Annotated in this window: 20 protein-coding genes and 1 pseudogene; 11 read left to right on the top strand and 10 right to left on the bottom strand. The window is 45.3% G+C overall.

Going from position 1 to position 21,664, the window contains the following annotated elements:
* The 4 genes and pseudogenes from leuO to R7E47_RS09855 form a co-directional block, all read right to left on the bottom strand.
* Window positions 1–101 (bottom strand): annotated as a pseudogene (gene leuO, locus R7E47_RS09840) (transcriptional regulator LeuO); the annotation flags it as partial.
* 553 nt (window positions 102–654) lie between these two features.
* Window positions 655–1,701: an MJ1255/VC2487 family glycosyltransferase gene (locus tag R7E47_RS09845; RefSeq protein ID WP_054576647.1), complete on the bottom strand. Its 1,047-nt coding sequence runs from the start codon at window positions 1,699–1,701 to the stop codon at window positions 655–657.
* 3 nt (window positions 1,702–1,704) lie between these two features.
* Window positions 1,705–2,253: a phosphatase PAP2 family protein gene (locus tag R7E47_RS09850; RefSeq protein WP_005379690.1), complete on the bottom strand. Its 549-nt coding sequence runs from the start codon at window positions 2,251–2,253 to the stop codon at window positions 1,705–1,707.
* A gap of 152 nt (window positions 2,254–2,405) precedes the next feature.
* Window positions 2,406–3,203 carry an SH3 domain-containing protein gene (locus R7E47_RS09855; protein ID WP_047101941.1) on the bottom strand — a complete coding sequence of 266 codons (798 nt, stop codon included), beginning with the start codon at window positions 3,201–3,203 and terminating at the stop codon, window positions 2,406–2,408.
* Window positions 3,204–3,720: 517 nt separating this feature from the next.
* On the opposite strand from R7E47_RS09855, the gene leuA reads away from it, so the two are divergent.
* From leuA to R7E47_RS09880, 5 genes are all read left to right on the top strand, one after another.
* Window positions 3,721–5,268 carry a 2-isopropylmalate synthase gene (gene leuA, locus R7E47_RS09860; RefSeq protein WP_005379685.1) on the top strand — a complete coding sequence of 516 codons (1,548 nt, stop codon included), beginning with the start codon at window positions 3,721–3,723 and terminating at the stop codon, window positions 5,266–5,268.
* Between the two features lie 82 nt (window positions 5,269–5,350).
* Window positions 5,351–6,442, top strand: a complete 1,092-nt coding sequence (leuB, locus tag R7E47_RS09865; RefSeq protein ID WP_005379683.1) for a 3-isopropylmalate dehydrogenase — start codon at window positions 5,351–5,353, stop codon at window positions 6,440–6,442.
* Window positions 6,443–6,627: 185 nt separating this feature from the next.
* Window positions 6,628–8,028 carry a 3-isopropylmalate dehydratase large subunit gene (leuC, locus tag R7E47_RS09870; protein ID WP_005383069.1) on the top strand — a complete coding sequence of 467 codons (1,401 nt, stop codon included), beginning with the start codon at window positions 6,628–6,630 and terminating at the stop codon, window positions 8,026–8,028.
* Between the two features lie 11 nt (window positions 8,029–8,039).
* A complete protein-coding gene (leuD, locus tag R7E47_RS09875; RefSeq protein ID WP_258483283.1) occupies window positions 8,040–8,642 on the top strand; it encodes a 3-isopropylmalate dehydratase small subunit in 603 nt (200 codons plus the stop codon).
* A 335-nt stretch (window positions 8,643–8,977) separates the two neighbouring features.
* Window positions 8,978–9,760 (top strand): DUF547 domain-containing protein, encoded by a 783-nt coding sequence (locus R7E47_RS09880; RefSeq protein WP_005383074.1) that lies wholly within the window; start codon window positions 8,978–8,980, stop codon window positions 9,758–9,760.
* A gap of 144 nt (window positions 9,761–9,904) precedes the next feature.
* Here the strand turns inward: R7E47_RS09880 and djlA are convergent, their stop codons facing one another.
* Window positions 9,905–10,759, bottom strand: coding sequence for a co-chaperone DjlA (gene djlA / locus R7E47_RS09885; protein ID WP_258483285.1), 855 nt, complete (start codon window positions 10,757–10,759; stop codon window positions 9,905–9,907).
* Window positions 10,760–11,025: 266 nt separating this feature from the next.
* On the opposite strand from djlA, the gene lptD reads away from it, so the two are divergent.
* The 6 genes from lptD to apaH all read left to right on the top strand — a co-directional run bounded on the left by lptD (window position 11,026) and on the right by apaH (window position 17,786).
* Window positions 11,026–13,371 (top strand): LPS assembly protein LptD, encoded by a 2,346-nt coding sequence (gene lptD / locus R7E47_RS09890; RefSeq protein WP_033906028.1) that lies wholly within the window; start codon window positions 11,026–11,028, stop codon window positions 13,369–13,371.
* A gap of 59 nt (window positions 13,372–13,430) precedes the next feature.
* Window positions 13,431–14,714 (top strand): peptidylprolyl isomerase SurA, encoded by a 1,284-nt coding sequence (surA, locus tag R7E47_RS09895; RefSeq protein WP_171345719.1) that lies wholly within the window; start codon window positions 13,431–13,433, stop codon window positions 14,712–14,714.
* Window positions 14,704–15,702, top strand: coding sequence for a 4-hydroxythreonine-4-phosphate dehydrogenase PdxA (pdxA, locus tag R7E47_RS09900; protein ID WP_318084199.1), 999 nt, complete (start codon window positions 14,704–14,706; stop codon window positions 15,700–15,702). Before surA ends, pdxA begins: the two co-directional genes overlap by 11 nt.
* Complete coding sequence (gene rsmA / locus R7E47_RS09905; RefSeq protein ID WP_005379669.1) at window positions 15,699–16,508, top strand: 16S rRNA (adenine(1518)-N(6)/adenine(1519)-N(6))-dimethyltransferase RsmA; 810 nt, start codon at window positions 15,699–15,701, stop codon at window positions 16,506–16,508. Before pdxA ends, rsmA begins: the two co-directional genes overlap by 4 nt.
* Before the next feature lie 75 nt (window positions 16,509–16,583).
* Window positions 16,584–16,964 carry a Co2+/Mg2+ efflux protein ApaG gene (apaG, locus tag R7E47_RS09910; protein ID WP_005379668.1) on the top strand — a complete coding sequence of 127 codons (381 nt, stop codon included), beginning with the start codon at window positions 16,584–16,586 and terminating at the stop codon, window positions 16,962–16,964.
* 15 nt (window positions 16,965–16,979) lie between these two features.
* Entirely contained in the window at window positions 16,980–17,786 is an 807-nt protein-coding gene (gene apaH, locus R7E47_RS09915; RefSeq protein ID WP_213891732.1) for a bis(5'-nucleosyl)-tetraphosphatase (symmetrical) ApaH, read from the top strand.
* A 269-nt stretch (window positions 17,787–18,055) separates the two neighbouring features.
* On the opposite strand, the gene folA is transcribed toward apaH, so the two are convergent.
* From folA to rpmA, 5 genes are all read right to left on the bottom strand, one after another.
* Complete coding sequence (gene folA, locus R7E47_RS09920; RefSeq protein ID WP_005379666.1) at window positions 18,056–18,535, bottom strand: type 3 dihydrofolate reductase; 480 nt, start codon at window positions 18,533–18,535, stop codon at window positions 18,056–18,058.
* Between the two features lie 9 nt (window positions 18,536–18,544).
* Window positions 18,545–19,018, bottom strand: coding sequence for a threonine/serine exporter family protein (locus tag R7E47_RS09925; RefSeq protein WP_213891731.1), 474 nt, complete (start codon window positions 19,016–19,018; stop codon window positions 18,545–18,547).
* Window positions 19,018–19,818: a threonine/serine exporter family protein gene (locus R7E47_RS09930; RefSeq protein WP_132936735.1), complete on the bottom strand. Its 801-nt coding sequence runs from the start codon at window positions 19,816–19,818 to the stop codon at window positions 19,018–19,020. Before R7E47_RS09930 ends, R7E47_RS09925 begins: the two co-directional genes overlap by 1 nt.
* 196 nt (window positions 19,819–20,014) lie before the next feature.
* Window positions 20,015–21,190: an Obg family GTPase CgtA gene (gene cgtA, locus R7E47_RS09935; protein ID WP_318084202.1), complete on the bottom strand. Its 1,176-nt coding sequence runs from the start codon at window positions 21,188–21,190 to the stop codon at window positions 20,015–20,017.
* Between the two features lie 212 nt (window positions 21,191–21,402).
* Entirely contained in the window at window positions 21,403–21,660 is a 258-nt protein-coding gene (rpmA, locus tag R7E47_RS09940; protein WP_005383095.1) for a 50S ribosomal protein L27, read from the bottom strand.
* Between the last annotated feature and the right edge of the window lie 4 nt (window positions 21,661–21,664).

The following is a 21,664-nucleotide window of genomic DNA, read 5'->3' on the forward strand; positions in this document are numbered from 1 at the left end:
ACAGCATCAAATACAGTCAGTAGGTTTAAATCTACACCACGCAAAGTGCTTTCCATACGGTAGCTAGCAATTGCGCTCATCGCGTCTTTCTTCTCTAACATTGAGTGCGCCTCTTTTGTAATCGTCAACTTTGTTCATTAAATTCATAACGAATAGAATCCCATCTCGCACAAAAGACGGCGGCTGGATTCGAATCATTTTACGAATAGATAACCTAACTTTTTATTATATTTATCGTCCGGATACTTCCGGCTCGAACTGTACTATCAACTAATCGATTGCGGTTTCGCAACTAGATTGATATTTAATCAGTAAATTTTAGCCAATTAGGTATTTATTTATTAAATAACAAAGACTTGATAAAAACATAAAAAACTATAAAACACGTAAAAATGCATTCTTTGAGGACGTATTTAGCAAATTGATAGGACAGGCGGTCAACACAAGCATGCATTTAGCTCAGTTATTAGTTGGAATAAGAACAACAGATGACAGCTATATCTCTGATTGAATTTTGCACTTATCAGTCAAATTATCAGCAAATACACACTGAATAGAAATGAGAGAGGAAGAATAAAAATGCAGCCTTCTAAACAGAAAGGCTGCAACAAAATCGTGTCAAAAATGGAAGGAACAGTGTACTGAACAACGTACTTAAATGTTCGACACGTAACTTGGAAAATCAACCTGCTCCCACAGTTGTCTGGATAACTCTGCTTTTGAATCCCATGCACCTTGCAGTACCCAATGAACAATAGCCTGAGCAACATCTGGGTATTTCACACTTTCGGCTTGTTGCTCCTTTAGCCACTGGCGTACTGCGGAAATGTCTAAGCTCTCCATCGACATCGCAAGCCCTAAATCTTCTAAGGTCGCAACATTGCTCTGCTGCTCGAATTGACCCGCGAGTGGCTTTAGTAACAATTTTTTCCCCAAAGACAAGGCTTCTGAAGGAAGCTCAAACCCACCATTAGCAATGACACCACTACAGCGATGCAAATGATGCTGGAAGTTGCTGTGGCATAAAGGGCGCAGTTCTATGTTTTCTACCTGCTCACATTCGATCACATCCGGGTGATAACAGATAAACGCTTGTTGATTAAAGTGGAACAATAAGTCCGAGATATCTTCTATCGATTCGAACGGCAGATACACCAACACGAAGTCGTCGTTTTCTGCTTGGCTATCGACGGTATGCACTATTGGTGGTAACAAAGGTTGATCAAAATGATGCCAATGCAAACCAAGGTGATGTTGAGAAGGCGCAAAGTATTCAATGACGGATTTATCTAACCAACTTGCTCCCTTTAGTGGCACCGGATAACGGAAAGCATTTTGGTGGCTAATACCAATAGAAGGCTTATTTTGTTGTCTCGCTGCCCACGCAGTCACAGGTTCGAAATCATTAATGATAAGATCGTAGGACGACAGATCGAGTTGCTTAACTTCTTTGAAAAACTGCACCAAATTGTTATTCAATGCTGTTTTCGCGTAGTTTACAGAGCCTTTTTCGGTAATAAAGGTGAAGCCTCGGCGAGTCTGGTAATCGCCAAATGCTTCCATTGAAAAGTATTTTTCCGGCGCTCGCCCAGAAAACAAAAAGTTGACCTCAACATTGTGCTCTTTAAACGCATGACTCATCGCCCTTGCGCGTGCAATATGTCCGTTTCCTGTCCCTTGAACACCGTACAAGATTTTCATCAATTAGCCTCCTAACATCGCAATCGCTAATCCACCACAAAGACTGCCAAGCAGTGCACCAATGATGACATCGGTAAAAAAGTGCACACCCAATAAGATTCGCGCGGTTCCGATTAAACTTGCCCAAAAGAATGCAGCAACGCCTAGGCTCGGATAGAAATGGTCAATCAGCGTCGCCATGACAAACGCAGCGGCAGTGTGTCCTGAAGGAAGACTGTAGCGATCGGAGGGAGTAATAAAAGCAGGAAGGAGTGCACTAAGCTCTTCAGGGCGACGACGCTTAAAACTATTTTTCAGCGTCCAATAAATTGGTAGCTCGATAGCAAAAGCAAGTAAACCCGCCAGTAAAAACCAGACTCCTTGCTCCTTATCTAAATACCAAGCTAATAAACCCAACACCAAGTAAAGATGCCCGTCACCACTGTGGGAGACTCCTTTGCTGATATTGGCGACTTGTTGATTAAAACGGTGCTTAAGACAAACACTAGAGAGCGCTAAATCAAACTTAGCAATGGTTGCAATTGGCTGTGTAATTGTCTCTATGGTTCGCATGTGACCTTTCCTTACTTTGACAACGCCTTTGTGTGAAAAGTAGGAGGTTTAGGTGACAACAGCATGACGGGAATTTGGACAATTAATGACAAAGGCCAAATTAAGGTGTGCCCAACAATTTATCTATTGGGCATAACCATAAAAATAGAACATTAAGAAGGGTTTGCTGGTTGCGGTTGAGGGGTGTCTATATACCAGACTTTTCTCTTCTTGCGGCAGGCGCGCAAAGAGCCCGTCGTCATGTCGCCATCTTTTGTAAGCTCATAGCTCAGTGAGCGGCAAGTATAGTTTCCCGACAGTTCATGCTCTATACTCGTTTGCTCCGTTTTACTCGATTTAGGCTCTAGTAGAGGGTTAGGCTGAGTAGATAAAATGTCACGATTTATCACATTGCTGCGCGCATAATCCTTATGGACATAACCTTTTATCACTCCTTTCTGTTCAACGAGAAACCAAGGTTGATCAACCACTTTTGCTAGCACATTAAAGACTTCCCCTTTCGATAATACGCCAAGCTTTGCCCCTTCAAGACTCGGTTTAGAGCGTAGGTTTAATGTGGTCTTAGAGCGGTAAGAAACATCCATAAACTCTACTGGGTTTGAAGTATCGACACCTTCAGTGGTTGGTCGGAAAACTTCCGCTTGCTGTTTCTCACTAGGTTGAACGCGGATCTTCCACCAAGAATACGTTTCCGGATCTTTACCTTTAAACTTATTTCGGCTGTCAGACTCAAGGGCAACAAGCATCTGATTCAAGAACGATTCGCGTCCCTCATAACTCAAAAATCGATCCATTTGATCATTGATAACCATGACGCTCTGCGAGTGATCATTCATAACAACGGGGGAAGCCACTTCCACATAGGTCTGCGATTGAAACAGCTGACAACCCGACAAGCTGACCAGAGTAAATACTATGGCTGAACGTCCAAATTGTTTTGTTAACCTCATTCTTTCCCTAACCCTTATTTCTTTTACCTAGTGCAACTGCACTACTATAAATGGTCATTCAAAACTTTTGCCAAACAATTCGGACCTTTGTGTGACAAGTCGCAATCCCGATGCTTGTTTTGGTAATGAAACGTCGCAAACTTGATGAGAACTTACTTCTTCTAGCACGTTTCTATCGCATCATGTCGTTTCACTTAGTGCATCATTTTTTTCAAGCAAACGAAAAGACTCATCCGATATGAATAAAAAATCGACTTTAGGGTTGACGCGCTTCATGGAGTGCGGTACTAATTTGTTAACTTAATTATGTGGAAAGCTTAACAACTATGTCAGCGCATTTTTCTATCCTGCTTAGCCTCCTCCTGATCGTGACCAGTTCGCGCGGGTAGGCTGTGGAAGAAAAATAACCACACCAATTTCTAAGAACCCGCATGAGAATGCGGGTTTTTTTATATCTAAATACTGGAAGTAAACGATTCACTTGCGCAAAAGTGCAGAAATCAGGAAGGAAGCAAACATGAACGATCAGGTCATTATATTCGACACCACATTGCGTGATGGCGAGCAAGCGTTGTCAGCAAGCTTGACGGTTAAAGAAAAACTGCAGATTGCCTATGCGCTGGAAAGACTCGGCGTTGATGTTATCGAAGCTGGCTTCCCAATCTCTTCACCAGGTGATTTCGAGTCTGTACAAACCATCGCAAAAAACATAAAAAACAGTCGAGTTTGTGCCCTTTCGCGTGCCGTTGCGAAAGACATTGATGCTGCCGCTGAAGCATTAAAAGTGGCTGACCAATTCCGTATTCACACGTTTTTAGCCACTTCCACCATTCACGTAGAAGACAAACTACGCCGCAGCTACGACGATGTACTAGAAATGGCAGTCAACGCCGTTAAACATGCACGTAACTACACTGATGATGTCGAGTTTTCTTGTGAAGATGCTGGTCGTACTCCAATCGACAACCTATGTCGCATGGTAGAAGCCGCCATCAATGCAGGTGCGAGTACAATCAACATTCCAGATACCGTTGGCTACACCGTACCAAGTGAGTTTGGTGGGATTATTGAAACCCTATTTAACCGCGTTCCGAACATTGATAAAGCGATCATCTCCGTTCACTGTCACGACGATTTGGGGATGTCAGTTGCCAACTCTATTGCCGCCGTTCAAGCTGGCGCACGTCAGATAGAAGGCACGATCAATGGCATTGGAGAGCGAGCGGGTAACTGTTCACTTGAAGAGATCGCAATGATCATCAAGACTCGTCAAGAGTTTTTGGGCGTTCACACTGGCATTAAGCATGATGAAATTCACCGCACCAGTAAGTTGGTTAGCCAGCTATGCAATATGCCTATTCAAAGCAACAAAGCAATTGTGGGTGCAAATGCGTTTAGCCACTCTTCAGGCATCCACCAAGATGGCATGTTGAAGAATAAGAATACCTACGAAATCATGACCCCTGAGTCTATTGGCCTAAAAAACCAAGCTCTGAACCTAACCAGCCGCAGCGGTCGCGCTGCCGTGAAGAGCCATATGGATACCATGGGTTACAACGAAGACGAGTACAACCTAGACGCGCTGTATGCGGATTTCTTGAAACTTGCTGATCGCAAAGGCCAAGTGTTCGATTACGACCTAGAAGCCCTAATGCACTTCTCGAACTTGCGTGAAGAAGATGACTTCTACAAATTGAGCTACCTAAGCGTGCAGTCTGGCAGCGTAATGGCTACCACCAGCATCAAAATGCAATGCGGTGATGAAGAAATGTGTGAAGCAGCGGTCGGTAATGGCCCAGTTGATGCGCTATACCAATGTATCTACCGCGTGACAGGCTACGACATCGTTCTGGATAAATTCGACCTAACCGCGAAAGGTGAAGGTGAAGATGGTTTGGGTCAAGCAGACATCATTGCCAACTACAAAGGTCGCAAATACCACGGTACGGGTGTTTCCACCGACATCGTTGAGGCTTCCGGCCAAGCATTATTGCACGTTATTAACAGCATTCATCGTGCAGATAAAATCGAAGAAATGAAGCAGAAAAAGATTGCGACTGTGTAATAACAACCGGGCTACACGGCTCAGGAAAGAACACGCTCGTTGAAATAATTAAGCTCAAAATTAGAAAACTTAAAGGATTAACATGACAGACAAATCGTACAAAATTGCCGTCCTACCCGGTGACGGCATTGGCCCGGAAGTAATGGCGCAGGCACATAAAGTATTGGATGCAATCGAAAAGAAACATGGTATTGCGTTTGAGCGTGACGAGCATGATGTAGGTGGTATCGCGATCGACAATCACGGTTGCCCACTTCCAGAGAGCACAATAAAAGCATGTGAAGAGTCTGATGCAGTCCTATTCGGCTCGGTTGGCGGCCCTAAGTGGGAGCACTTACCACCAAATGACCAACCTGAACGCGGTGCCCTACTGCCACTACGCAAACACTTCCAACTGTTCTGTAACTTACGTCCAGCGCAAATTCACTCAGGTCTTGAAGCTTTCTCACCGCTACGTGCAGACATCTCGGGTCGCGGCTTTGACATCGTGGTAGTCCGTGAACTGACGGGTGGTATCTACTTCGGCCAACCGAAAGGTCGTGAAGGTGAAGGCGCAACAGAAAAAGCATTTGATACTGAGGTGTACCACCGCTTTGAGATCGAACGTATTGCAAAAATCGCTTTTGAATCTGCTCGTCTACGTCGCAAGAAAGTGTGCTCTATCGACAAAGCGAACGTTCTACAAAGCTCTATCTTATGGCGTGAAGTAGTCGAAGAAATCGCAAAAGACTACCCAGATGTCGAGTTGTCACATATGTACATTGATAACGCGACTATGCAGCTTATCAAAGACCCTGCTCAGTTCGACGTAATGCTGTGTTCAAACATCTTCGGCGACATCATTTCTGATGAATGCGCGATGATCACAGGCTCTATGGGTATGTTGCCATCAGCAAGTCTAAACGAAAGCAAATTCGGTCTGTACGAGCCAGCAGGTGGCAGTGCACCAGATATCGCAGGTAAGAACATCGCTAACCCTGTGGCACAAATCCTGTCTGCGGCACTGATGCTACGTTATAGCCTAGGTGAGGAAACGGCGGCACAAGACATTGAAGCGGCAGTTTCAAAAGCACTATCAGCGGGTGAGCTTACGGGTGACCTTGCTGGTGACAACCCAGCACTTTCGACGTCTGAGATGGGCGATAAGATCGCTGAGTACATCTTAAACTCTTAATACAAAACAGATTCATAATAAATACTAAATCCTCGGTCAACCAATGGCTTTCCTCTAAGTCATTGGTGCAATAGCAAGGCAGCAAGCCCATTTATATTAAGGCGTTTAGTTCGCTAAATAACTGGATAAATGGGTGTCGCTAACGCAGTTATTGCGGCAAAGGCGACGAGGAAAGGAAGCAAACAATGGGCAAAACATTATACGAAAAAGTCTACGACGCACACGTTGCCGTCGCAGCAGAAGGGGAAAACCCAATCTTGTACATCGACCGTCACTTGGTACATGAAGTGACGTCTCCGCAAGCATTTGACGGCTTGCGTGAAAAAGGTCGCAAAGTGCGTCAGGTCAGCAAAACTTTTGCCACCATGGACCACAACGTTTCAACAACCACCAAAGACATCAACGCATCCGGTGAGATGGCACGTATCCAGATGGAAACGCTATCGAAAAACTGTGAAGAATTTGGCGTTACGCTTTACGACATCAACCATAAATACCAAGGTATTGTGCACGTTATGGGCCCAGAGCTTGGTATTACCCTACCAGGCATGACCATTGTTTGTGGTGACTCGCACACTGCTACACACGGTGCATTCGGCTCGCTAGCTTTTGGTATTGGTACATCTGAAGTTGAGCACGTATTAGCGACTCAAACGCTAAAACAAGCGCGCGCTAAAACGATGAAGATCGAAGTGAAAGGCAAAGTGGCTCCGGGCATTACTGCGAAAGACATTGTGCTAGCAATCATCGGAGAAACGACAGCAGCTGGCGGTACAGGCTACGTGGTTGAATTCTGTGGTGAAGCGATCACAGACCTTTCAATGGAAGGCCGAATGACCGTATGTAACATGGCAATTGAGCTAGGTGCGAAAGCCGGTTTGATTGCGCCAGATGAAACCACGTTCGAATACATCAAAGGCCGTAAATTCTCACCTCAAGGTGCCGACTTTGATGCAGCAGTAGAATACTGGAAAACATTAAAAACGGACGATGATGCTCAGTTTGATGCAGTCGTGACACTAAACGCAGCGGATATCAGACCACAAGTCACTTGGGGTACTAACCCAGGCCAAGTGATCGCAGTAGATCAACCGATCCCAGCACCAGAAAGCTTTGCCGACCCAGTAGAAAAAGCATCGGCAGAAAAAGCATTGGCTTACATGGGCCTAGAGGCAGGCAAGTCATTGTCTGATTACAACGTTGATAAAGTCTTCGTTGGTTCTTGTACTAACTCACGTATCGAAGACATGCGCGCAGCCGCTGAAGTAGCGAAAGGTCGCAAAGTCGCGCCTCACGTTCAAGCGCTAATCGTTCCTGGCTCTGAGCAAGTAAAAGCGCAAGCAGAAGCGGAAGGCTTGGACGTTATCTTTAAAGAAGCGGGCTTTGAGTGGCGCCTACCAGGTTGCTCGATGTGTCTAGCAATGAACAATGACCGTTTGGGCCCACATGAACGTTGTGCGTCTACTTCAAACCGTAACTTTGAAGGCCGCCAAGGTCGTGATGGCCGTACCCACCTAGTGAGCCCTGCGATGGCAGCGGCGGCAGCAATTGCTGGTCACTTTGTAGATATTCGTGAACTAGACTAAGGAGCAAACCAATGTCAGGCTTTAAACAACACACAGGCTTAGTTGTTCCTCTAGATGCAGCGAACGTTGATACTGATGCCATCATTCCAAAGCAGTTCCTACAAAAGGTCTCCCGCCTAGGGTTTGGTAAGCACCTATTCCATGACTGGCGCTTCCTAGACGATGCTGGCGAACAGCCAAATCCAGAGTTCGTGATGAACGCACCTCGCTACCAAGGCGCGTCTATCTTGCTGGCTCGTGAGAACTTCGGCTGTGGCTCATCTCGTGAGCACGCACCGTGGGCACTAGCGGATTACGGCATCAAAGCGATGATCGCTCCAAGCTTTGCCGATATTTTTTACGGCAACTCAATCAACAACCAAATGGTACCAGTTCGCTTGACTGAGCAAGAAGTGGATGAAATCTTCCATTTTGTTGAGGCGAATGAAGGTGCAGAAGTCGAGGTCGACCTAGAAGCGAATGTGGTTCGTGCCAACGGCAAAGAGTACAGCTTTGAAATCGATTCGTTCCGTCGTCATTGCTTGCTAAACGGTTTGGACAACATTGGTCTAACCCTTCAGCACGAAGATAAGATTGCCGAGTACGAAGCGAATATTCCAAGCTTCTTGTGTTAAGACGCGTTAGTAAATACACAAATCAAGGGCTGGCAATTGTCGGCCCTTTTAATGTTTTGGGTAACTGTTCTCATATCGCTTTGCTTACAGAATACCGAACGCCTCTGTTGAAATTCGTCATCCTGAACAGCGACGAAGGAGTGTAATTCAGGATCTACTGCCAGAGCGCACTGTGCAGATTCATACTGTCTTTACTCAAGAGTTTGTGGGTATTAGATTCCTGATATCGCTTATGCTCCTCGGAATGACAGCGAATAAAGGCCACTGATTACTGAAAGAAAACAAGCACTAAACTGGTCTACACTATCAACAATATCTCATTCAAAGGTATCTCTATGAAGCGTCTGTTATTGCTGTTGTGTGCTCTGGTTTCTTTCTCGACATTGTCCGCGCCTAAATCCGACTTATGGCCATATTGGAAACAATCGAATCAAGCCAACCAAACCCAAATTTCTCATCAAGAATGGCAACAACTGCTCGATACTTATTTAGTTGAACAAGGCGAGAATACCTTGTTTCGTTATAGCCAAGTCTCCTCTGTCGATAAAACTAAGCTGAAACAATACATCCAGCGTTTGGCAAAACTAGACCCTCTACAATACAACCAAGCAGAGCAATATGCCTATTGGGTAAACCTTTACAACGCCATCACGGTAGATCTTATTTTGGATAACTATCCAGTCGAATCAATCACCAAGCTAGGTGGTTTATTTAGCTTTGGTCCTTGGGGAGACGATGTGGTCGTGGTCAATGGGAAGGATCTAACTTTAAACGATATTGAACATCGAATTTTGCGTCCAATTTGGAATGACCCAAGAACGCATTACGCGGTTAACTGTGCCAGCCTAGGATGCCCTAATCTGCAATCTCAAGCATTCACTGCTGACAACACGCAAGCTCTACTGGATAGTGCCGCCAAAACATTTATCAACAGCAGCAAAGGCGTATCTATCCAAGGTAACACGGCACAGCTGTCTTCTATTTATGATTGGTTTGCAACGGACTTTGGTGGAGAAAAACAAATCTTCAAACACATCGCAAAGTACGCACCGCAATACAAAAACTTCTCTGGCAAAGTGAAATACGAATACGATTGGGACTTGAATCAAGCCAACTAAACTGGGGGATGTGAGGTCAATTAGCATTAGGGACATAATAGGCCAAAAGCTAAAGACACCGGCAACTCAAAGACTAAGACATGAAAAAAAAAAGGGCACTGAGTGCCCTTTTTTACATCCAAATGTTTGATAGAAAACGTCCGACTACTTAAAGCCTTTAACCTTCTTAATAAGATCGTAAGCGTTTTGAATCTCTTGAGATTTCTCTTTCGCGACGTTCATCATCTCTGGTGGTAAACCTTTAGCCATCAATTTGTCCGGGTGATGCTCGTTCATCAGTTTACGATAAGCACGCTTAACGGTTTTACTGTCTGCATCTGAACACACATCCAGAATTTTGTACGCGTCGGCCAACTGATCCGCTTGTGAAGCTTGTTGCCAGCTACCACCTGAAGATTGGCCTTGATGCTGACCATGAAAACCGCCCTGGCTTTGGAAACGAAATGCGGCTTCTTGCATTTGCAAACGACGCTCTAATTGCTCAGAAGAGAAACCCAAACCACGTGCAATCTTGTGTAGTACATTTCGTTCACTCGGGTGGATCGAGCCATCTGCAAAGGCCGCCGAGATTTGCAGCTCTAAGAAAAATTGCAACAAGTCAAAGCGACCAGCTGTCGAAATTTTCACACGAACAAGAACATCTTCTAACGGAAAGTCGCTGTCTTTACCTTCACGAAACGCGTCTTGCGCTGCGCGACGCTGTTCGCCATGCAAATTCATGCGGTCCATCATGGCTGAAGCCAGTTGGATTTCCTCTTTGGTGACTTGGCCTTTCGCTTTTGCCACATGTCCCATTACCGCAAACGCCGCTTTAAAAAACTCTTCTTGGCGCTGAGCTTGACTTGGCCCTTTTCCAAAGCAGCCAGTAGAGAACCCGGCTTGACTCAAGCGACGTGCTTTATCGAATTGATGGCCAATAAATAAGCCAAAGAGTAAACCTAGCGGCCCGCCAAGTAACAAGCCAAAAAAGGCACCCAGAATTTTGCCAAAAATATGCATTATGTGTTCTCTATCAATGAATTTTTATCGACGACGGCGGTCTTATAGTGCCGGATGCAACGATTTCCTTTATGATAATGGAATTAGTTTTATTTCGGCTAGGCCATTTCGCCTGCTTATCTTTGCAGCTATTTTGTCGTCATTATGCCACAGTGAATCAATACGCTGGGATAAATGCGACTATAGTTGATTCATTTGGCTATTACGCTAGGGTACAACAAGCCCTATAGCCATCGAGTAGTAGTGACACAGGAAAGTTCAATTCAATGCAACATTTCTCCCGCACATTTTTAGCGGCCTCTATCAGCACCGCCTTGTTTGTACCCACCACTCAAGCTGAAGCGAATATCCATGATAGTGTGCAGGAAATGCCCGCCACAGATCAATGTTTGGTCGATACAAGTGGCGAGGAGGACGCTCTTAATACCCCAGTAGTGGTAGAAGCTGACACCCTGCAAGCCATCAATGGTGACAAAGCTCAGTACTCAGGTAATGTACAAGTCACCCAAGGCCAGAAGAAAATTACCGCAGATAGCGTAACGCTGCACCAACAAGACAACGTCGTGGTTGCCGAAGGCAACGTGACTTTCAATGACGGCCAAGTCAAAGCTCGATCTGATCGTGTTACTAACGACATTAATCAAGATACGTTTTCACTTGAGAACACTGATTATCAGTTCCTTTGCCAACAAGGTCGAGGCACTGCAGCCTATATCGCTCGCACAGGTCAGTCGGTTTATGAACTCGAAGACGGCTCTATCACATCGTGCCCTCAAGGCGATAATTCATGGCGATTGGTTGCGTCAGGCATCGATGTTGACCAAGATGAAGAGACAGCGACGCTGCACCACCCTCGATTTGAAGTGTTAGATGTGCCTGTTTTCTATGTGCCGTATCTAACCATGCCAATTGGAGATACGCGTAAAACGGGTTTCCTCTTCCCTTCTTTATCGTATGGTTCTAGTGATGGTATGGAAGTCGAGGTGCCATTCTATTGGAACATCGCGCCTCAATATGACATGACACTCACCACGCTCTATATGCAGCAACGTGGTACAAAACTCGATACTGATTTCCGCTACCTAACAGATGGTTGGGGAAATGGGGAAATCAAAGGCGAATACCTCAATAGTGATCGCAAATATCAGGACGAGTCTCGTTGGGGCTACCAAGTTAAACACGACGGTATCATCAATAAACAGTGGATAGTCAAAGTCGATTACTCAAAAGTGAGTGATATTGATTACTTCCTCGATCTCGACTCCAACATTGGTAACCGTGAAGATGGTCAACTGGTTCAAGAAGGACAAGTACAATATCGTTCTGACTTCTGGGATGCCTCGTTAACCGTTCGTGACTTCCAAATCTTATTGAAAGAAGAGAACCGCCCTTATCGCCTGCTTCCTCAGTTAGACTTGAACTACTACACGCCGTTGTGGGGAGATTACCTTAACTTTGACGTGAAGAGCCAAGTCAGCCGCTTCGATACGAGCGATGCTGCGCGACCAAATGCGACCCGTGTTCACATTGAACCAGGGCTTACATTACCGCTCTCAAACTCATGGGCAACGTGGACAACAGAAGCGCGCGTGCTCTCTACGTATTACTCTCAAGACTTAACGGGTTTGACAGATGTAAACTTGCAAAACCAGTTGGATGATGAAGTTTCTCGTGTTATTCCTGAGTTCCGTACGCATGCGCAACTTTACTTAGAACGAGATACAAGCTGGATCAAGGGCTACACCCAAACACTGGAGCCTCAGCTGCAGTACTTGTACGTACCTGAAGAAGATCAAACCAACATCTACAATTACGATACCACCTTGCTACAAACCGACTACTACGGGCTATTCCGCAGTCGTAAGTACAGTGGCATTGATAAAATCGCCTCTGCGAACCAGTTAAGCTACGGTGCGAGTACTCGCTTCTTTGATGATGACTATAAAGAGCGTCTTAACGTTTCATTTGGTCAGATTTACTACTTCGATAAAAAGACCAAACTGAGCAACAGCCCAAATCTTCCGGATGAGACCACCAACTATTCATCATGGGCGATTGAAGCCGATTTCAACTACAACGATTACTTGTTCTATCACGGTGGAATTCAATACGATATCGATTTGAGCTCCATGCAGTTGGCGAACAGTACCTTAGAGTACCAATTTAACGGTGGCTTTATTCAGGGTAACTATCGTTACGTCACGCGTGAATACATCGAAGATACGATCATTCTCGAAAACCTAGACACAATTACTCGTAAAGGCATTTCACAAGCAGGTATTGTAGCGGCCTACGAGTTCAACCCGAACTGGTCTGCAAGTGGTCAATACTACTACGACCTCAATGAAAATGCGGACCTAGAATGGCTAGCGAGCCTGCGTTACCAGTCTGACTGTTGGTACATTGGTGTGACTTACGCCAACCAATTGCTTGGTTGGAAAAACCAAACTATCGGCAGCACTGGGGCATCACCTGAATACGAAAATAACTTTAGCGTTAACTTCGGTATTCAAGGCTTTGCGACCAATCAGCGTGAAGACACTGCAGTCAAAGAACTGGATGGTTCTGACAACGCGATTAAGTACGGCCGCCCATTCTATCTGAACAATTAATCAAAATAGGCGTCTTAAATGAATAAGACGCCTATTCAAAAATACTGACGGAATTTTAAATGAAAATTTGGAAATCAATCTTATTCACGACCCTACTCTCTTGCGGAGCGGTTGCAGCACCAGTAGAGATCGATAAGGTTGCGGTCATCGTGAACGACGGTGTAGTTCTACAAAGCGACATCGAAACAGCGATGAAAACGCTGCAAGCCAACGCACGTCAAAGTGGAAAGAGCTTACCTTCTACCAGCGTGTTAAAAGAACAAGTCGTTGAAAAACTTATCATTGATACGTTGCAAGGCCAAGAAGCAGACCGTATTGGTGTGCGTATTGACGACAACCGTTTAAACCAAGCGATTGCAGAGATCGCACGTAATAATGAGCAATCGGTAGAACAACTCGCTGCTTCTGTAGAAAGTGAAGGTTTAAGTTACCCAGAATTCCGCGAACAAATTCGTAAGGAAATCGCCGCATCAGAAGCCCGCAATGCACTGGTTCGTCGCCGTATTAATATCCTTCCAGCAGAGGTCGATAGCCTTACGGAACAACTATCACAAGAAACCAATGCGACTGTTCAATACAAAATTGGACACATTCAACTGCGCTTCTCTGACGATAAAGAAAAATCTGCTGTAGAAGCAGAAGCTAAAGCGCTCGCGAAAAAGCTAAACGAAGGTGCAGATTTTACGGAGATGGCCTACACCTACTCTAAAGGTCCTAAAGCTTTACAAGGTGGTGATTGGGGCTGGATGCGTAAAGAAGAGATGCCAACCATCTTTGCTGATCAGATCAAGATGCAAAACAAAGGCAGCATTATTGGTCCATTCCGTAGTGGCGTTGGTTTCCACATCCTAAAAATAGAGGATGTAAAAGGCCTAGAAACGGTTGCGGTAACGGAAGTAAATGCGCGTCATATTTTGATTAAACCAACCGTGATTCTGAGCGACGAAGGGGCGAAGAAGCAACTGAATGAATTTGTACGCCGCATCAAAGCCGGTGAGGCAACGTTCGCTCAATTGGCAACACAATACAGTCAAGATCCTGGCTCGGCAGCACAAGACGGTGAACTAGGTTATCAAACGCCAGATCTTTACGTGCCAGAATTCAAGCACCAAGTAGAAACTCTGCCAGTTGGCTCAATCAGCGAACCGTTCAAAACCGTTCACGGCTGGCATATCGTTGAAGTGTTGGATCGTCGCCAAGTGGACCGTACTGACTCAGCGATGAAGAACAAAGCTTACCGTATTCTATTTAACCGTAAATTTAATGAAGAAGCGGGCGCATGGATGCAAGAGCTACGCGCAAGTGCGTTTGTTGAAATCGTGGATGACAACAATGACAACTAATACAATTCGTAGAATTGTCGTAACCGCAGGGGAACCTGCGGGTATCGGCCCAGACTTAGTGCTTGCCCTATCGAAAGAAGATTGGGCGCACCAAATTGTCGTCTGTGCCGATAAGAATATGCTGACGGAGCGAGCCAAGCAGCTTGGCATCGAAGTCCAACTGTCTGATTATAGTCCAGAAGAAGCACCTAAAGCACAAAAAGCGGGCACGCTTATCGTTGACCATATCCAAATATCGGAACCTGCGGTCGCAGGCGAGCTCAATGAAGCGAATGGCCACTATGTACTAAAAACGCTAGAAAGAGCGGCTTTAGGCTGTATGAATGATGAATTTGATGCTATTGTCACCGGCCCTGTTCATAAGGGGGTGATTAATCGCGCAGGTGTTGCATTCAGTGGTCATACTGAATTTTTCGCCGAGAAGTCACAAACGCCGCTAGTCGTAATGATGCTAGCAACGGAAGGACTACGCGTGGCGCTGGTTACAACACATATTCCTTTAGCTTATGTGTCCAAAGCTGTCACCGAAGAGCGATTAGAAAAAATCATCGATATTCTTCATAAAGACCTTGTAGAAAAGTTTGCTATCGCACAACCAAACATCTACGTTTGCGGGCTTAACCCTCATGCTGGCGAAGATGGCTGCTTAGGTCGTGAAGAGATCGAGACCATCACTCCGACACTGGAAAAAATTCGACAAGAAAAAGGTATCAACCTGATCGGCCCTCTGCCCGCTGATACCATTTTCAATGAAAAATATTTAAATGATGCTGATGCTGTTTTAGGCATGTACCATGATCAAGTATTGCCAGTATTAAAATACAAAGGCTTTGGTCGTTCAGTAAATATTACTCTTGGTCTACCTTTTATTAGAACATCGGTGGACCACGGTACTGCATTAGATCTGGCAGGGACAGGTCAAGCGGATACAGGGAGTTTCCGAACAGCGCTCACGCATGCGATAGATTTGGTAGAGAAGAAACAATGAGAAATGATGTCCATTTAGGACACAAAGCGCGTAAACGTTTTGGTCAAAACTTCCTGAACGATCCATACATTATTGATGGAATCGTATCAGCGATTAACCCAAAACCAGGTCAAAACCTGGTTGAAATCGGTCCTGGTCTTGGTGCAATCACTGAGCCAGTAGGTCGTGAAGTAGATAAGTTCACAGTTATCGAATTAGACCGCGATCTGGCGGAACGCCTACGTACTCACCCTGAACTGGCAGATAAGTTGACCATCCATGAGGGTGACGCTATGCGTTTTGACTTCACTCAACTAGTGAAGCCAAACAACAAGCTGCGCATTTTTGGTAACTTGCCGTACAACATCTCTACACCATTGATGTTCCACCTTTTCGAGTTCCATAAAGACATTCAAGACATGCACTTTATGTTGCAAAAAGAAGTGGTAAACCGCTTAGCCGCCGGCCCTGGCAGCAAAGCTTACGGCCGTTTAACGGTAATGGCTCAGTACTACTGTAAAGTGGTACCGGTACTGGAAGTACCGCCAACGGCATTCGTTCCACCACCGAAAGTGGATTCTGCCGTTGTTCGTTTAGTGCCTTACGAAGAGCTGCCATGCCCGGCGAAAGATCTGCGTTTGCTCGATCGCGTTTGTCGTGAAGGCTTTAACCAACGTCGTAAAACAGTTCGTAACTGCTACAAATCGTTGTTAAGCACAGAAGTACTAGAAGAGCTAGGTGTTAATCCAAGCATGCGTCCAGAGAACCTGACGCTAGAACAATTCGTCGCAATGGCGAACTGGCTTGCGGATAACCCGCAGCACTAAGAACTCAAACAATGAGCCAAACCCTTGTAGGTTTGGCTTATTATTATTGGGATATTACGTTTCTGAGGAGTGCACATGGACGTCATTCAACCTTGCATCAAAATTCAAGTTCACACCAAATACATCGAAGAACAGTCCAACCCAGAGCTACAACGCTACGTTTTCGCTTATATCATCACCATCAAAAACCTTAGCCAGCAAACCGTACAGTTAGTGAGCCGCCGCTGGCTAATCACAGACTCGAATGGCAAGCAAATGACGGTTGAAGGTGACGGAGTGGTAGGCCAGCAGCCCTTTATTCCAAGCAATGATGAATACACGTACAGTAGCGGAACCGCGTTAGAAACCCCTGTCGGCGTTATGCAAGGACACTACAAAATGCTGGATGAGAAAGGGCAAGAGTTCATCACCGAAATCGAACCATTTCGCTTGGCTGTTCCAAATGTTTTAAATTAGTAAATTGGAGATTCAGTGGCTACTTATATTGTTGGTGACATCCAAGGCTGTTTTGATGAATTGCAGCGACTACTAGAAAAAGTATCTTTCTCTGCGAAAAAAGACCAACTTTGGCTTGCTGGTGATTTGGTCGCCAGAGGGCCTAAATCACTAGAAACGTTACGCTTTGTGAAGTCACTTGGCGCAAGCGCAATCGTGGTGCTTGGTAATCACGACCTTCACCTTCTCGCAGTGGCTCACGGGATAAAAAAGGTCAAAGACAAAGATAGAACCGCACCTATTTTCACGGCCCCTGACAAAGAGGAATTACTGACATGGCTAGCTCAGCAACCTCTATTGGCCGAGCATCACGAGTTCGTGATGTGTCATGCTGGCATATCACCGCAGTGGAATCTAAAAACAGCGAGAAAGTGTGCCCGTGAAGTTGAGCGCATCATCCAAAGTGGAAAGCTCCCTTGGCTATTAAAAAACATGTACAGCAATCAACCTGATTCTTGGGATGACTCTCTACAGGGTTTGGAGCGATACCGTTATATTATCAATGCTTTTACGCGGATGCGCTTTTGTTTCCCTGATGGTCGTTTGGATATGGATTGTAAATTGCCACCGCAACAAGTTTCCGGTAACGAACTTATTCCATGGTTTGATGTGCCTAAACGTATCCACTTAAACAAAGCGGTGCTCTTTGGGCACTGGGCTGCACTGCAAGGTTATATGAACAGCGAAGTCATCGGGCTAGATACTGGCTGTGTTTGGGGCGGAAGCCTAACCATGATCCGTTGGGAAGATAAGAAAATTTTTACTCAGGATGCGTTAAGTTAAACACTGAATAACAGTCGATAATCCATAGTAGGAGGAATACCTGTCACTTAACACCTCCTGTAGGGTCATTCCAACGAGCCTTAACGAGACTAGAAATCTAATATCCTCGCGCTGCGAATAGATAGAAATACCTTTGACAACAAAGTACTCGTATAGAGGCTCCTGAATCTCGCTCTTTCGTCGCTTTTCAGGATGACGGTAGGTTGGGATGGCCGCTCGCTGTTATACGAACGGCATTACCGTATTAACTACGCGGTGTTAATCTCGAATTACTTTTCTAACACAGTAAAGCGCATGTTGTAGGCGTTCTTCTCATCGGCTTGATACATTTCTGAGTAAGTTTCCTTAAACTCGTCTCCCCAATCTGGGAACTGAGTATCACCATCAATGGCCGCTTCAATGTGTGTTACATACAGTTTATTGGCCATAGGCAGACAAGTGGTGTAAATCGCACCACCACCAATGATCATCACTTCTTCCACATCACCTGCGACTTCCAGAGCCTGCTCAATCGATGTTACGGTAGTGACACCTTCGATCTTTAGTGTCTCATCACGGCTAATAACAATATTCAAGCGACCAGGTAAAGGGCGACCAATAGACTCATAGGTTTTGCGTCCCATCACAACCGGTTTTCCCATGGTACAACGCTTAAACCAAGCGAAATCGGCGGGAAGATGCCAAGGCATTTGATTGTCTTTGCCAATGATGCGATTGTCGGCCATCGCGGCAATCATACTAATGATCATGTTAGGTCCTTATACAATTGGTCTGCGGCGATAGAATAACAGCCCCGGAACCGCAAGACCAACTGCTAAACCTGCAATAATAAACATGGCCTTAAGAAAGTTTTCCATACAGGTTGCGACAAGCTCGGGTGAGTAGCCAACATGATTGATTTCTACCATAGCGATCATTGCTTTGTACGCAAACATACCCGGCACCATCGGGATCAAAGCAGCCACAGTAAACACTTTTGGATGCGCGAGAAAACGGTGAGACCAGTACACACCAATCATCCCAACTAACGTCGCGGCAAAAAAGGTTGCCCACTCAATAGGAATGCCAAACTGCATCATCAAGTAGCGGCTACCATGACCAATCGCACCACCAACAGCGCAATACACTAAAGCTCTTTGTGGCACGTTAAAAACCAATGCAAATCCTACGGCGGGAATCGCCGCAAAAAACATGTCATTCAACAGGCCAAACATCAAATCAAATAAACTCATTAGATAGCCCACCCCCAAATTCCAGTTACACTCATCGCAGCAACGATCCCCAAACATGTCGCCAACGTTAGTAAACTAGCCATCACAAATCGAGCAATCCCCATATTAATGTGGCCTTTCAACATATCTGCGACAGAGTTAATGAGTGGGAAACCAGGTACAAGCATTAATACTGACGATGCCATTGCTACGGTAGGTAGATTACCGACTTGGTAAATTTCCGCCTGTGCTGAAATTAAGGTAGTCACAAAAGCGGTCGCAGCAAAGTTCAATAGAGGGTTGAAATGACGATGACCAATTTCTTGGCGAACGATCATGCCACCAGCTGAAGCTAAAAAGGTCATGATGAAGACTCCCCAATCACCACCAGCTAGATGACTGAATGCCGCACAAGACAAGCCAATCATAAACACCACCAACCAGCGGTTATAACGCTCTGGACTGATAGCGTTCAGCTTTTTCTGCGCCATGGTTGCATCGAGCAAACCACGTTCCATCATGATACAGATTCGTTGAATTTGCGTAATAACGCGCATATTGATGCCACGATCAGCGCAGCTTCGGGTGGTGGTGATGCAATGCCCATCCATTACCGTCGTCACAACCAATGCATTAGCTGATAGTGCTACCGCAACTTCATTCACCCCACAAGCAAGGCCAATACGACGCATAATATCGCTCACAAGAGTACTTTCAGCACCATGAGCAAGTAGCATTTGTCCGGCTTGGGCGACAAGACGAGAAATCGATCGTTGAGTAGATACCGCCAACTCTCTAGGCGGTATGGTTTCTAGAGTCATAAATAAGTCTAATTCCTTTTAGGGTGTTACTCATTCATACGCGCGAGGGCCAAACTAACCCTCAAAAAAACACGACGTATCAGTTATTGTGCCGTAAATCACATCACCTAAATATGATTTAGATACAAAAAAAGCCGCAATAAATAATTGCGGCTTAATGAATTATAGGCAAACAGGCATTGTTTGACCGTTCTGATTAGTCACGAACGTAGACAACGTGACCGTCATCTTCTTCATCGTCCCAGTCATCCCAATCGTCGTCGTCATCTTCAGTGATAACGTCTTTACCCGCCATCGCATCTTTATGGTAATCATCCCACATGAAGTTAACTTTATCTTCTTCAGCCACTTCTTCCTCTTCGCTAGGTAGGTTATCCATAAAGTCAGCCAGTTTGTAACAAAGCTCTTTAGTACCGTTACGATTGATCGCCGAGATCTTAAAGTACTCGTCTTCCCAGCCTAGTGCGTCTAAGATTTCTTGGATCTTCTCATTCGCTTCTTCTTCAGGCATTAGATCAACTTTGTTGAACACTAACCAGCGCGGCTTACTTGCCAGTTTTTCGCTGTATTGTTCTAATTCATCAATGATCGTCAATGCATTTTGCACCGGATCGGACTGATCAATTGGCATAATATCGATCATGTGCAGCAACACTCGACAACGCTCTAAGTGCTTCAAGAATCGAATACCAAGGCCAGCGCCATCTGCTGCACCCTCGATCAAACCAGGGATGTCTGCAACAACAAAACTTTTCTCTGGTACGACACTTACGACACCCAAGCTTGGGATCAAAGTCGTGAATGGGTAATCAGCGACTTTCGGTTTTGCTGCTGATACTGCGCGGATAAAGGTTGATTTACCAGCATTAGGTAGACCAAGCATACCCACATCAGCAAGAAGCAAGAGCTCAAGGCGAATTTCGCGTACTTCACCTTTTGTACCCAATGTTCTCTGACGAGGCGCGCGGTTTACTGAAGATTTGAAACGCGTGTTACCTAGACCGTGCCAACCGCCTTTTGCGATCATCACTTTCTTACCGTGTTCAGCAACTTCCGCCACGATTTCATTTGTGTGGATATCCACAGCGCGCGTACCCACAGGTACACGAAGAACGATGTCTTTACCACGCTTACCTGTACAGTTACCACCGCGACCGTTTTCACCACGCTCAGCTTCGTAGAAGCGCTGGAAACGGTAATCAATCAGGGTATTTAGGTTTTCATCGGCTTGGATATAAACATCACCACCGTCACCGCCATCACCGCCATCAGGGCCACCTTTAGTGATGAATTTTTCACGCCAGAAACTGACAACGCCACTACCGCCATCACCAGCCTGAACTTTTACTACCGCTTCATCTACGAACTTCATCTTTTACTCCGACTACTTCGTGCGTGGATTAAATCTTACTATGTCATCCGACAATTTTAGCAGATGACAGATCTAAGCTCCCAGATTCAAATCGTTTAGGATCTTAGCGAGAAACTTCGATATGTCGACTGCCACAAATAAAAAACCCCGCCGATTCGGCAGGGCTTTTGAATTCAGCTTAAAGCTATTAAATAATTTGGTTAAAAACCTAATTACTCAGCTTCGATGCTTACAAACTTACGGTTCTTAGGACCTTTCACTTCGAACTTCACTTTACCTTCAGTAAGAGCGAATAGAGTGTGGTCTTTACCGATACCTACGTTGTTACCAGCGTGGAACTTAGTACCACGTTGACGAACGATGATGTTACCTGCAAGTACAGATTCACCACCGAAACGCTTAACACCTAGACGTTTGCTTTCTGAATCGCGGCCGTTACGAGTAGAACCACCAGCTTTTTTGTGTGCCATTGTT

The organism is Vibrio sp. Vb1026 (assembly GCF_033338745.1).
Taxonomy (GTDB): Bacteria; Pseudomonadota; Gammaproteobacteria; order Enterobacterales; family Vibrionaceae; genus Vibrio; species Vibrio alginolyticus.

Coding starts and splice junctions, on each gene's coding strand:
- R7E47_RS09845 (WP_054576647.1), bottom strand. CDS start 1,701: ATGAAAATCTTGTACGGTGTTCAAGGGACAGGAAACGGACATATTGCA.
- R7E47_RS09850 (WP_005379690.1), bottom strand. CDS start 2,253: ATGCGAACCATAGAGACAATTACACAGCCAATTGCAACCATTGCTAAG.
- R7E47_RS09855 (WP_047101941.1), bottom strand. CDS start 3,203: ATGAGGTTAACAAAACAATTTGGACGTTCAGCCATAGTATTTACTCTG.
- leuA (WP_005379685.1), top strand. CDS start 3,721: ATGAACGATCAGGTCATTATATTCGACACCACATTGCGTGATGGCGAG.
- leuB (WP_005379683.1), top strand. CDS start 5,351: ATGACAGACAAATCGTACAAAATTGCCGTCCTACCCGGTGACGGCATT.
- leuC (WP_005383069.1), top strand. CDS start 6,628: ATGGGCAAAACATTATACGAAAAAGTCTACGACGCACACGTTGCCGTC.
- leuD (WP_258483283.1), top strand. CDS start 8,040: ATGTCAGGCTTTAAACAACACACAGGCTTAGTTGTTCCTCTAGATGCA.
- R7E47_RS09880 (WP_005383074.1), top strand. CDS start 8,978: ATGAAGCGTCTGTTATTGCTGTTGTGTGCTCTGGTTTCTTTCTCGACA.
- djlA (WP_258483285.1), bottom strand. CDS start 10,759: ATGCATATTTTTGGCAAAATTCTGGGTGCCTTTTTTGGCTTGTTACTT.
- lptD (WP_033906028.1), top strand. CDS start 11,026: ATGCAACATTTCTCCCGCACATTTTTAGCGGCCTCTATCAGCACCGCC.
- surA (WP_171345719.1), top strand. CDS start 13,431: ATGAAAATTTGGAAATCAATCTTATTCACGACCCTACTCTCTTGCGGA.
- pdxA (WP_318084199.1), top strand. CDS start 14,704: ATGACAACTAATACAATTCGTAGAATTGTCGTAACCGCAGGGGAACCT.
- rsmA (WP_005379669.1), top strand. CDS start 15,699: ATGAGAAATGATGTCCATTTAGGACACAAAGCGCGTAAACGTTTTGGT.
- apaG (WP_005379668.1), top strand. CDS start 16,584: ATGGACGTCATTCAACCTTGCATCAAAATTCAAGTTCACACCAAATAC.
- folA (WP_005379666.1), bottom strand. CDS start 18,535: ATGATCATTAGTATGATTGCCGCGATGGCCGACAATCGCATCATTGGC.
- R7E47_RS09925 (WP_213891731.1), bottom strand. CDS start 19,018: ATGAGTTTATTTGATTTGATGTTTGGCCTGTTGAATGACATGTTTTTT.
- R7E47_RS09930 (WP_132936735.1), bottom strand. CDS start 19,818: ATGACTCTAGAAACCATACCGCCTAGAGAGTTGGCGGTATCTACTCAA.
- cgtA (WP_318084202.1), bottom strand. CDS start 21,190: ATGAAGTTCGTAGATGAAGCGGTAGTAAAAGTTCAGGCTGGTGATGGC.
- rpmA (WP_005383095.1), bottom strand. CDS start 21,660: ATGGCACACAAAAAAGCTGGTGGTTCTACTCGTAACGGCCGCGATTCA.